At 61.4% G+C, this 12,105-nt stretch carries 9 protein-coding genes and 2 tRNA genes; 10 read left to right on the top strand and 1 reads right to left on the bottom strand.

What is annotated here, in order from left to right:
- Together NOM67_RS15335 and NOM67_RS15330 are read left to right on the top strand one after the other, a co-directional pair.
- Positions 1-75: transfer RNA gene (locus NOM67_RS15335), tRNA-Met, on the top strand.
- A 7-nt stretch (positions 76-82) separates the two neighbouring features.
- Positions 83-166, top strand: a tRNA-Leu gene (locus NOM67_RS15330).
- Between the two features lie 175 nt (positions 167-341).
- Here NOM67_RS15330 and NOM67_RS15325 read toward each other — a convergent pair.
- Positions 342-2,174, bottom strand: a complete 1,833-nt coding sequence (locus NOM67_RS15325) for an SLC13 family permease (RefSeq protein ID WP_255938431.1) — start codon at positions 2,172-2,174, stop codon at positions 342-344.
- Between the two features lie 258 nt (positions 2,175-2,432).
- Here NOM67_RS15325 and pnuC point away from each other — a divergent pair, with 258 nt between their 5' ends.
- The 8 genes from pnuC to nifJ all read left to right on the top strand — a co-directional run bounded on the left by pnuC (position 2,433) and on the right by nifJ (position 12,089).
- Positions 2,433-3,149 carry a nicotinamide riboside transporter PnuC gene (gene pnuC / locus NOM67_RS15320; protein ID WP_255938429.1) on the top strand — a complete coding sequence of 239 codons (717 nt, stop codon included), beginning with the start codon at positions 2,433-2,435 and terminating at the stop codon, positions 3,147-3,149.
- A gap of 3 nt (positions 3,150-3,152) precedes the next feature.
- The gene (locus NOM67_RS15315) at positions 3,153-3,878 is read left to right on the top strand and encodes a nucleoside phosphorylase (protein WP_071913130.1); all 726 of its coding nucleotides are present in this window, start codon (positions 3,153-3,155) and stop codon (positions 3,876-3,878) included.
- Positions 3,879-3,982: 104 nt separating this feature from the next.
- Positions 3,983-4,654, top strand: coding sequence for a Crp/Fnr family transcriptional regulator (locus tag NOM67_RS15310; RefSeq protein ID WP_255938427.1), 672 nt, complete (start codon positions 3,983-3,985; stop codon positions 4,652-4,654).
- Positions 4,655-4,696: 42 nt separating this feature from the next.
- Positions 4,697-5,023, top strand: coding sequence for a N(4)-acetylcytidine aminohydrolase (yqfB, locus tag NOM67_RS15305; RefSeq protein ID WP_255938425.1), 327 nt, complete (start codon positions 4,697-4,699; stop codon positions 5,021-5,023).
- A gap of 87 nt (positions 5,024-5,110) precedes the next feature.
- Complete coding sequence (locus NOM67_RS15300; RefSeq protein WP_041210034.1) at positions 5,111-6,031, top strand: alpha/beta hydrolase; 921 nt, start codon at positions 5,111-5,113, stop codon at positions 6,029-6,031.
- A gap of 61 nt (positions 6,032-6,092) precedes the next feature.
- Positions 6,093-6,473, top strand: a complete 381-nt coding sequence (locus NOM67_RS15295; protein WP_255938422.1) for a DUF1622 domain-containing protein — start codon at positions 6,093-6,095, stop codon at positions 6,471-6,473.
- 200 nt (positions 6,474-6,673) lie between these two features.
- Positions 6,674-8,314 (top strand): alpha-glucosidase, encoded by a 1,641-nt coding sequence (locus tag NOM67_RS15290; RefSeq protein WP_255938420.1) that lies wholly within the window; start codon positions 6,674-6,676, stop codon positions 8,312-8,314.
- Between the two features lie 229 nt (positions 8,315-8,543).
- On the top strand, positions 8,544-12,089 hold the full coding sequence (gene nifJ / locus NOM67_RS15285) for a pyruvate:ferredoxin (flavodoxin) oxidoreductase (protein ID WP_255938418.1): 3,546 nt from the start codon (positions 8,544-8,546) through the stop codon (positions 12,087-12,089).
- Positions 12,090-12,105 lie beyond the last annotated feature (16 nt).

Below are 12,105 nucleotides of genomic sequence, written 5' to 3'. Positions count from 1 at the left end.
CTATGTAGCTCAGTTGGTTAGAGCATCGCACTCATAATGCGGGGGTCACAGGTTCGAATCCCGTCATAGCCACCATCAATTTGCGGAAGTGGCGAAATTGGTAGACGCACCAGATTTAGGTTCTGGCGCCCTAGGCGTGAGAGTTCGAGTCTCTCCTTCCGCACCATTGAACGAAGTACCAAACAGACCAGCTTTATGCTGGTTTTTTTGTATCTGAAATTTGCCTCTTTTGACCCACTTTCCTGCGGCTCCCCCTTCCCGATCTTCCCGATACGGCTTTCACTCGCCCACAAAAAAGCGGCCCGCAGGCCGCCAGATAAACATCTATTTGCATCGAATGGTCAGAACGGGAAGAGCCAGGGAATAGCTATCACGCTCACTGCCATCACCAGCAGGGTGAAGGGGACGCCGATACGGATAAAGTCGGCGAACTTGTAGTTGCCCGGCCCCAGAACCAGGGTATTCACCGGTGACGAGACCGGCGTCATGAAGGCGGCCGAAGCGGCGATGGCGATGGTCATGGCAAACGGATAGGGCGACACCCCCATCTGCTGCGCCGTGCCCAACGCAATCGGTGCCATCAATACCGCCGTCGCCGTGTTCGAGATGAACAAACCGATCACGGCGCAGAGAGCAAACAGGCTGGCCAGCATCACTCGCGGCCCCATCTCCCCCACTGCGCTCATCAACCCGCCCACGATGAGATCCACCCCGCCGGTTTTTTGCAGCGCCAGCGCGAAGGGCAACATGCCGACAATCAGGATCAGGGTGGGCCAGTGGATCGACTTGTAGGCGCTCTCCATGTCGATGCAGCGAAACTTGCCCATCAGCAGGCAGGCGATCAGCGCGGCAATGACGTTGGGCACCGGGTCGGTCACCATCAGCAGGATCATCACCCCGAGGCAGATAAGGGCGTGAATGGCCTGACTGCGCGCTGGCGCCATCTCGTCTACCTCGGCCGGCAGCCCCATCAGCAGAAAGTCACGGCTGTGGGTTTGCAGCAGCCGGATATGACTCCAGTTGCCCACCACCAGCAGGGTATCCCCCATCTGCAGCGGCTCATCCACCAGCTTGCCACCCATCGTCTCGCCATCCCGGCGCAGTCCCACCACGCTCAAACCGTAGGTGGAGCGGAAGGTCACCTCACGCACGGTTTTGCCAAGCAGGCTCGACTCTGGGATCAGCGACACCTCGGCCATCCCCACCTCCCGCGCCTGATCGGAGAAGTATTCGCCACGCAGGATCATCGGCTCGAGCCGCGCCTCGCTGCAAAACTCGCGAATGTCGATCTCGGGATCGGACATATCGATCAGAAGCACATCCCTGGCCTGAAATTCACTGATCCCCGAGACCGGCACCATCACCCGACGAAACTTGCGCCAGCGCTCTACCCCGATAACGTGGGCGCCATAGCGGGCGCGCAGTTGCAACTCATCCAGGGTATGGCCAATCAGCGGTGAATCGGGGCGTAGCGCCAACCGGCGAGCCCGGCCGGTAAGGCGATAGTCGCGGATAAGGTCGCGAAAGGTGCGCCGTCCGCTCTGCTTGCCTTTGCCCTCCTCCCCCTCGCCCACCAGGGAGCCACGCACCAGCAGCATGTAGACAATGCCGCACAGCAGGATCAGGGCGCCAAGCGGTGTGAAACTGAAAAAGGTGAAGCCGTGAATGCCATGGCGCATCAGTTCACTGTTGACCACCATGTTGGGCGGTGTAGCCACCAGCGTCATCATGCCGCTGATAAGGCCGGCAAAGCCGAGCGGCATCATCAGGCGACCAGCCGGGATCCCCATCCGGTTCGCTACGCTCAGCACCACCGGGATGAAAATGGCCACCACCCCGGTGCTGCTCATCACAGCCCCCAGCGTTGCCACCGCCACCATCAGCAGCACCAGCAGCTTGGTCTCGCTGCTGCCCGCCACCTTCACCAGCGCATCCCCCACCTGATAGGCGATACCGGTGCGCACCAACCCATCCCCGACCACGAACAGGGCGGCAATCAGAATAACGTTGGGATCGCTGAAACCCGCCAGCGCCTCCGGCAGAGTGAGAGTGCCGCTCAGCACAAAGAGGATGATGATCAACAGGGCAACCACGTCCATCCGGACTCTATTGGTCATGAAGAGATAGATGGCACCCGCCAGCAGAGAGAGCACCCAGACAAGCTCGGAATTCAATGAAACCTCCTTTTACAACACGATTCTCCTCCCGGAGAGTGGACTCTATCAGACCATAGTCATGAAGCTATGGTCTTGTTACATATCAATAAAGTCCGGCCAGCTATCGCACCATAACCCATCAGCACTGAATAGGCGGTCATCGGATTGGATTTCTTTGATGTGTGCCAAGCACAGGGGGGACAAAAGTCCTGCCCGGCAGCTGTCGCACCACCTAGAATGGCACCCTCGCACTACCTCCATGCCAAGGATCAGAAAATGAGCATATTCGAGCTGTTCAGCATCAATAACACGCTAGTGACCATTCCGCTGGGCGGCGGCTACGCCATGTCGTGGATTGAAGCCATCGGTACCCTGTTCGGGCTGGCCTGCATCTGGTTCGCCAGTCAGGAGAAGACCATCAACTACCTGTTCGGTCTTATCAACGTCACCCTGTTTGCCATCATCTTCTTCCAGATCCAGCTCTACGGGCTGTTGCTGCTGCAGCTGTTCTTCTTCTGCGCCAACGTCTATGGCTGGTACGCCTGGACCCGCCCCGCCAACGATCAGGGGGATACCCTGCAGATCCGCTGGCTCAGCAAATCCAAGCTTATCGTCACTGCCGTAGTGAGCGTGCTGGCCATCGCCCTGCTGACCCGCTATATCGACCCGGTATTCGCGGCGCTGGCGCGTACCTCGGTCGCTTTGCTCAACCTGTTTGGTGCCGGACTTGCCACTCCCGAGCCCTCCCCTGATGCTTTCCCGTTCTGGGATGCCACCATGACGGTGCTCTCGGTGGTCGCGCAGATCCTGATGACCCGCAAATACGTGGAGAACTGGATCCTCTGGGTGGTTATCAACATCATCAGCATCGGTATCTATGCGGCGCAGGGTGTCTACGCCATGTCGCTCGAATACCTGATCCTGCTCTTTATCGCCGCCAACGGCACCCGCCTCTGGGTGATTGCCGCCAAGCGCCAGCCACAGGGGGTATAAGTCATGACGCTGCTACCCCATCTCCAGTGCCGCCCCGACCAGATTGCCGAGCGGGTGGTTCTTTGCGGCGACCCGGCCCGGGTTGATCGCATCGCCAGCCAGCTCGACGAGTGCGAAGTGCTGGGCCAGCACCGGGAGTTTCGTCTCATCAACGGCCGTTATCAGGGAGTGCCGATCACTGTTTGCAGCACCGGCATCGGCGGCGCCTCGGCCATCATAGCGCTGGAGGAGCTGGTGCAGGCCGGTGCCCGCTCACTTATTCGGGTCGGCTCGGCCGGCGCCCTGCAGCACGACATCGGTCTTGGCGACCTTATCGTGGTGGAAGGGGCGGTACGCAATGATGGGGCCTCGCAGGCCTATCTGCCTGCCGAGTACCCCGCCTGCGCCGACATCTGGCTGCAGGCTGCCCTGCTCAATCAGGTGGCGGCCAGCGGCCAGCCTCATTGGCACGGGCTGGTGCGCTCCCACGACAGCTTCTATCGGGATGACGAGCAGGAGGTATGCCGCTACTGGCATGCCCGTGGTGTGCTGGGCGCAGACATGGAGACCGCATCCCTGCTGACCGTGGGGCGTCTGCGCAAGGTGCGGGTTGCCGCCGTGCTCTGCAACGTGGTGCTGTTCGAGCAGGATGTGCAGGATGGGGTCAATGAGTACGCCAACGCCGAGCAGGCCATGATGAACGGCGAGCGAAACGCCATCGCCGCCGCCCTCCACGCCCTGGTGCAATAACCCGCAAACCGTTAATCACGGCACATTCGACAGGAGGCGGGCTGGTATCCGGCCCGCGCTCTTGTTAGCCTCATGGCCCTCGTCATCGGTGCGACAGGTACGTCATGCAGCAACAGCCCTATCCCCTCGGTCGTTTTCACGCCGAACTCGCCAAACTGGAACCCCGCTTTGCCGCGGCGCTGGAAGCGTGCACCCTGTTTCTGCGTCGCTACCTGCCGGGCGAATCCATCATGCGGCAGGGGGAGCTGAGCGAGCAGCTCTATCTGGTGGGCGCAGGGCGGGTCTCCCTCAATAGCGCCGTCCACTCGGGCCGCATCTTCCAGCTTGGCGAGATTGAGTGTCACAGCCAGATCTTCGGCGAAATGGAGTTCTTCAGCGCCACCCCGGTGCAGTGGAACGTGGTGGCCGAGACCGAACTGGATGCCCGGGTTATCTGTGCTCACAAACTGGCCCAGCGCCTGCTGACCGAGCCCGAGCTGACCCTCTTCTTCGCAGCGGCGCTTGCCAGCGACTATCTCGATACCCTGGAGATCACCACCAGCCGACTGCTCCACCCCATCGCCTACAACATCGCCTACGAGTTGTGGCGAGAACGCCAGCGTACCCCCATGCTGGGGTCACGCAAGCGGGCCCATGAGGCGGCGCGCTTCGGCACCACAGAGCGGGTTTACCGCCGCGCCCTCAAGGAGCTGGTCGAACAGGGCATAGTTGCCGACGGCAGTGACGGCCCCGTCATCGCCGATCTGGCCAGGCTGCGCGCCTATCTCGACCTTTGATTTCCATTCATCCCATTTCGATTCACCCTGTCAGGAGTCACCATGTCTACTCACACCTATCCAGAGTTCACCTTCTTCAGCCGCTTCGTTGCCGACATTCAGGCGGGTCGCAAGACCATCACCATCCGCGACGAGAGCGAGGCCAACTGGCAGCTCGGCCAGCGGCTGGCGCTGTTCACCAACCCGGAACACCAGCCCTTTGGCACCATCGAGGTGCTCTCCGTCAATGCTGTAGCCTTCGATGAACTGGACGACGAGCACGCCCGTCAGGAGAACATGACCCTCCCCGAGCTCAAACAGGTGATCCGCGATATCTACCCCGCTCTGCCGCCGCTCTATGTGATTGAATTCCAGCTGCTTGAAGTCTGATTTTGTGAGCTGCCTCAGCTAACGCCGGTTGCGCTCTCTGGCTAAAGGCGCAAAATAACTGTTTTTATATACAGTTATTGGTGCGTTATGGATATACAACTTGAACCGGCCATTGCGGCCATGGTGGCGGAGTTCATCGCTGCAGGCCGCCCCAAGGCGAGTAGCCTGAGCTGGCAGGCACGACGTGAAGGCTATCTTGCTTCGGCCATATTGGGCGGTGAACGGGAGGAGGTTGGCGCTGTCGAAGAGTGGCAACATGGCCATTATTCCATTCGCCTCTATCAGCCGGCGCCCACCTCAAGCGCAAACCGTCCAGCCCTGATCTACTTTCATGGCGGCTGTTTTGTCAGCGGCGAGTTCGACACCCACGACCGCCAGATGCGCATGCTGTGTAATCGCGCCGAAGCACTGGTGTTCGCGGTACATACCCGCCTTGCCCCTGAACACACCTATCCTGCAGCACACGACGACGCACTGGCAGCCACGCTCGCCATCATGGCCGATGTGGAGAAATGGCATGGGGATCCGGCACGGATTGTCCTTGCGGGCGACAGTGCCGGCGGGCACATCGCCCTGATCACAACATTGCGACTCAAGAAGCAAGGCGCCCCTTTGCCTGCAGCCCAACTGCTCATCTATCCGATGCTCGATGCTGCTGGCGACAGTGACAGCTATCAGCAGCTAGGGGATGACTACCTCATCACCCGCGACATGCTGTTAAGCGGTTTTCACGCCTATCTGGGCGAGCTACCCGCCACTCATCCCGAAGCCAGCCCGCTCCACTATTCCGACCTGTCAGGATTACCACCGACCCATATCGTAACGGCGGAATATGATCCGTTGCGCGATGAAGGGGAAGCCCTCTATCGCAAACTGCTGCAAGCCGGCGTCACAACCACCTGTCAGCGGCAACTGGGTGTTATACACGGCTTCTTCCAGTTGGCCGGAGTCAGCCCCACTGCGCGTCAGCTCATTGAACAGCTCTCACTGCTTATCAGGAGACTCTGATTTGGCCTTTGCCGAGCGATGTGTTAATAGTGTCCTCTTTTGAATCATGGAGGTGACCCGAGTGTTTGAGATAGTGAGCCTGAGAGAAGGGATGATGCACGGGGTCGAGCTGTTCCAGCTGCTGCTGGAGATCATCTCCATCGCCTGTGTGGTGATAGGGCTTGGCAAGACCCTCTGGCTGGCGGCACGGATGGAGGATCACGAACCCGGCTTTCCGCGCATTCGCCTCTGTTTCGGCAGTTGGCTCATCTTGGCGCTGGAGTTCCAGCTCGCCGCCGACATCCTGGCCACCACGGTCGCGCCGAGCAAGGAGGAGCTGATCCGCCTCGCCATCATCGCGGTGATCCGCACCTTCCTGAACTACTTCCTCGGCAAAGAGCTGGAAGCCCAGACCGAACGGCAGCAGGAGCAGCGCAGCGAACAGGCCAAGGCTGCTCAATAGCCTGTATTCCTGCAGAGTATCAGTGCTAAGTGCCGTGTCATCCCGACCACAGCCGTGGCTTGGGATGGCACCTTTGTGACCCTTCCCGCACTTTTGGCAATCAGCCAACTATGGAACCCTTTTCAAGGTTTCCCCTGCCCTGTCGAGTACCCGTTCATCTGCGTAAGATAGAAAATCTTCTCCCCCAACCGGCCATGCTGATGAATACGCACTCCCTTCACACGCCCGATATCGACCTCGATAGCTGCGTCATCTACCAGATCTACCCCATGAGTTTTCAGGACAGCGATGGCGACGGCATGGGCGACATCAACGGCATCCGCCAGCGCCTCGACTATCTGGCCACCCTCGGGGTCGATATGCTCTGGCTCACCCCCGTCTATCGCTCCCCCAAGCGGGACAACGGCTACGATGTGGCGGACTACCGTGCCATCGACTCCGCCTTCGGCACCCTGACCGAGATGGAGCAGCTGATAGCCGAAGCGGCCGCTCACGGCATCGGCATCATGATGGATATCGTCGCCAACCACACCTCCACCGAGCACGAATGGTTTATGAAGGCACTGGCCGGCGATCCCCGCTATCAGGACTACTACGTATTCCGGGATCAAGCCTTTGTCGATGCCCACCCGGTCACCTCGATTTTTGGCGGCAGCGGCTGGCAGTATGTGCCAGCGCTTGATCGCTACTACCTGCACAACTTCGATCCCAGTCAGGCCGATCTGGACTGGGACAACCCGGCGGTGCGGGCCGAGATGGCAGAGGTGATCAACTTCTGGCTGGGCAAAGGGATCAAGGGATTTCGCTTCGATGTGATCGACATGGTGAGCAAGGAGTGGGACCGGCTGGCCATGAGCAATGGCCCACGCCTGCACGACTATATCCGCGAGCTCAATGCCGCCAGCTTCGGCGGCAAAGGGATCATTACGGTGGGGGAGACCTGGGGGGCCGATCTCGCCCATATGCAACGCTATTCGAACCACGATGGCAGCGAGTTCAGCATGGTGTTCAACTTCGAGCATCTGGGGCTGAGCAGTGACAAGTGGTCATCCCGCTTTGATCCCCTCGCCTTCAAACGGGCTATGGCCCTCCACCAGCAAGGGCTGCACGGGCGTGGCTGGAACAGCCTGTTTCTCGGCAACCACGACCTGCCCCGCGCCGTCTCCCGCTTTGGCGATGACAGGCCAAAGTGGCGAGAAACCAGTGCCAGGCTGTGGGCCATGGTGCTGCACATGATGCAGGGCACTCCCTTCATCTATCAGGGGGAGGAGCTCGCCATGACCAACCGCCACTGGCAGCCGGGCGAGCTGCGCGATGTGGAGGCCATCAACTACCGCGCCAGCCAGTCAGGGATGGCTCCTGCCGAGCTGAGTCGGCGGCTCGATGCCATCGGCCGCGACAACGCCCGCACCCCGATGCAGTGGGACGGCGGCCCCCACGCCGGATTCAGCACGGCCACGCCCTGGATCGCCCTCAACGCCAATCATCTCGAGATAAATGCCGCCGAGCAGCTGGCCCGTCCCGACTCGCCGTTTCACTGCTATCGCCAGCTCATCGCCCTGCGCAAGGCTCACCCTGTCATTCGCCACGGCAATTTCGATCTGCTGGATGGGGGTGACCCAGATCGTATCGGCTATCGCCGCCACTGGCAGGATCCGGCCAGCGGAGAGCGGCACACCCTGCTGCTACTCGCCAATCTCACGGCGACCCCCTTGCCGATGCCCCACTTCGACAAGGTGACAGACAAGATGCGGTTGCTGCTGGCCAATTACCCTGGCGAACCGATGCAGCTCTTCGCCCCTTATCAGTGCGCCATCTGGCTGCGAGTGGATCAGGGTTAACCCCGTGCTGACGGGCCATGTCAATGGCCCGTCAATCGCCACCCCACCGGCTACTAGCAGAAAATCACGTCCCCACGTAACGGGATTAAATTAACCACTATTACTGACTTATTAATTGATTATTTATCCCGTTTGATACGCTCTTATTGCCCCTCTTACTATGCCTGCGACCTATCCATTGCCGATGCAACTATCGGCCTTCAAACTGGCATAGCAAAGTGGAAAACACATGATCACCACAGACGGGAATAACGCAGTCGCCTCGGTGGCGTACCGCACCAGCGAAGTCATCGCCATCTACCCCATCACCCCCAGTTCGGCCATGGCTGAGCAGTCGTCGGCCTGGTCGAGCGAACGGGGCAAGAACCTCTGGGGGGATGTGCCCCGGGTTGTCGAGATGCAGTCGGAAGGGGGCGCTATTGCCGCCGTCCACGGCGCCCTGCAGACCGGCGCGCTGGCGACCTCGTTTACCTCGTCGCAGGGGTTACTGCTGATGATCCCCAACCTCTACAAGCTGGCGGGTCAGCTCATTCCCTTCGTGCTGCATGTGGCGGCGCGCACCGTGGCGACCCACGCGCTATCGATCTTTGGCGATCACTCGGACGTGATGGCGGTGCGCCAGACCGGCTGTGCCATGCTCTGTGCCAGCAATGTGCAGGAGGCGCAGGACTTTGCCCTGATCTCCCAGATAGCGAGCCTCAACAGCCGCCTCCCCTTTATCCACTTCTTCGACGGCTTTCGTACCTCTCACGAGATCGCCAAGATAGCGCCGCTCGCTGACGACACCCTGCGTGCCCTGCTGCCCGCAGATGCCATCCGTGCCCATCGTGACTGGGCGCTCACCCCCGACAAACCGGTCATTCGCGGCACCGCCGCCAACCCGGACACCTACTTCCAGTGCCGGGAGGCGAGCAACCCCTGGTATGACGCCGCCTATGGCCATGTGAGCGAGGCGATGCAGGCTTTTGGCGAACAGACCGGCCGCCACTACCGGCCATTTGAATACGTTGGCCACCCGCAGGCGGAGCGGATTGTGGTGCTGATGGGCTCGGCGATTGGCACCTGTGAAGAGGTGATCGAGCGCCTGCTGGCCCAAGGGGAGAAGGTCGGTCTGGTGAAGGTACGGCTGTTCCGTCCCTTCTCGGCCGGGCACCTGTTGGCCGCGATTCCCGAGAGTGCCCGCGCCATCGCCGTGCTGGATCGCACCAAGGAACCGGGCGCACAGGCCGAGCCCCTCTATCTCGACGTGATGACGGCGCTTGCCGAAGCGGTCAGCCGGAGCGAGCGGGCAAGCCTGCCGCGGGTGATCGGCGGCCGCTATGGCCTCTCCTCCAAAGAGTTCGGCCCCGCCTGCGCACTGGCAGTGTTTGCCGAGCTGGCACAGGAGAACCCGCGCCCGCGCTTTACCGTCGGCATCTTCGATGACATCACAGGCCTCTCGCTACCGCTGCCCACGCTGGATTCGCAAAGCCCCATCCACAGCCAGCAACACAAGCTGGAAGCGCTCTTCTACGGTCTTGGCAGCGATGGCACCGTCTCGGCGGCCAAGAACAGCATCAAGATCCTCGGCAACCACACCGACCTCTATCCGCAGGGCTATTTCGTCTACGACTCCAAGAAGGCGGGCGGCCTCACCGTCTCTCACCTGCGGGTGGGCGAGCGGCCGCTGCAATCGGCCTATCTGGTGGAAGAGGCGGACTTTATCGGCTGCCATCAGTGGCAGTTTGTCGACAAGTACCGGATGGCGGAGCGCTTGAAAACGGGTGGCATCTTCCTGCTCAACACCCCCTACAGCGAAGCGGAGATCTGGCAGCGCCTCCCCAGCGAGGTGCAGCACGCCCTGCGCGAGAAAGAGGCGCGCTTCTACATCATCAACGCCGCCAAAATTGCCCGCGACTGCCAGCTCGGCAACCGCATCAATACCGTGATGCAGATGGCCTTCTTCCAGCTCAGCGTCATCATTCCCCCCGAGGAGGCGACCAGCCTGCTGAAGCAGGCCATCGCCACCAGCTATGGCAGCAAGGGACAAGCGCTGGTCGAACGCAACTGGCAGGCACTGGAGGCAACCTGCGCTGCCCTGACTCGGGTGCCGCTGGGTGAACTGGATCCCGCCAGCCGCCCGCGCCCACCGGTGGTTTCGGCCAAGGCCCCCGATTTTGTCCAGACCGTCACCGCCGCCATGCTGGCGGGACTGGGTGACAGCCTGCCGGTCTCCGCCTTCCCGCCGGATGGCACCTGGCCGGTCGGCACCACCCGCTGGGAGAAACGCAATATCGCCAAGGAGATCCCCATCTGGGAGGCGGAGCTCTGTACCCAGTGCAACTACTGTGTCGCCGCCTGTCCCCACTCGGCCATTCGCGCCAAGGTGGTAGAACCCGATGCGCTGGCCGCTGCTCCCGCAACTCTGGATGCGCTGGATGTGAAATCCCGTGACATGCGCGGCCAGCAGTACGTGCTGCAGGTGGCGCCGGAGGATTGCACCGGCTGCAACCTCTGCGTCGAGGTGTGCCCGGCCAAGGATCGCAGCAACCCGGATCGCAAGGCGATCAATATGGCTTCACGCCTTGATCACCTCGACGAGCAGAAGGCCAACTACGACTTCTTCCTCGACCTGCCAGAGCGCAGCGCCGAGCAGCTGGAGCGCATCGACATCCGCACCTCCCAGCTCATCTCGCCGCTGTTTGAATACTCGGGCGCCTGCTCCGGTTGTGGCGAGACTCCCTATATCAAGCTGCTGACCCAGCTATATGGCGATCGGCTGCTGATTGCCAACGCCACCGGCTGCTCGTCCATTTATGGCGGCAACCTGCCTACCACCCCTTACACCACCAACGCCGAGGGGCGCGGGCCGGCCTGGGCCAACTCGCTGTTTGAAGACAACGCCGAGTTCGGACTGGGCTTCCGCCTCACCGTCGATCAGCACAGGGAGCGGGTGCGCCGTCTGCTGGCGAGCCTGGGCGACACCATTCCGGCAGCGCTGCGCGAGGCGATCGGCGATACCACCCTGCCGATTTCCGAGCAGCGGGCCCATATCCAGCAGTTGCGAGTGCTGCTGCAGGAGAGCCCGATCCCGGCAGCCCAAGAGCTGGCTCGCGATGCGGACTATCTGGTGGAAAAATCGGTCTGGCTGATCGGCGGCGATGGCTGGGCCTACGACATCGGCTTTGGCGGACTCGACCATGTGCTGAGTCTGGGGGAGAACATCAATGTGCTGGTGCTCGATACCCAGTGCTACTCCAACACCGGCGGCCAGCAGTCGAAGGCGACGCCACTCGGTGCCATCACCAAGTTTGGCGAGCAGGGCAAACGCAAGGCACGCAAGGATCTCGGGGCCAGCGTGATGATGTATGGTCACGTCTATGTGGCGCAGATCTCCCTCGGCGCCCAGATGAACCAGACAGTGAAGGCAATTCAGGAGGCGGAAGCCTACCCGGGCCCCTCGCTCATCATCGCCTACAGCCCCTGCGAGGAACATGGCTACGACATGGCCGAGAGCCACGAGCAGATGAAGCAGCTTACCGCCACCGGTTTCTGGCCCCTCTACCGCTTCGATCCGCGCCGCGCTGACGAGGGTAAATTGCCGCTGGCGCTCGACTCGCGGGCCCCCAATGCCTCGCTGGCCGAGACCTTGCGCCATGAGCCCCGCTTCCAGCGGCTGGAGCGCCAGCTGCCGGAGGTGGCCAGCCAGCTCTATCAAGAGGCGGAGCAGGAGGCCAATCGCCGCTTCGCTTGGCTGAGCCAGCTGGCGGGCAAGGAGAGCCCAGCGCAGGAGTAAGCCGCGTTCGGCTTGA

This window comes from Aeromonas sp. SG16, assembly GCF_024436135.1.
GTDB lineage: Bacteria > Pseudomonadota > Gammaproteobacteria > Enterobacterales > Aeromonadaceae > Aeromonas > Aeromonas jandaei.
The sequence above is the reverse complement of the archived record's forward strand: the minus strand, read 5'-3'. Positions and strand labels throughout refer to the sequence as shown.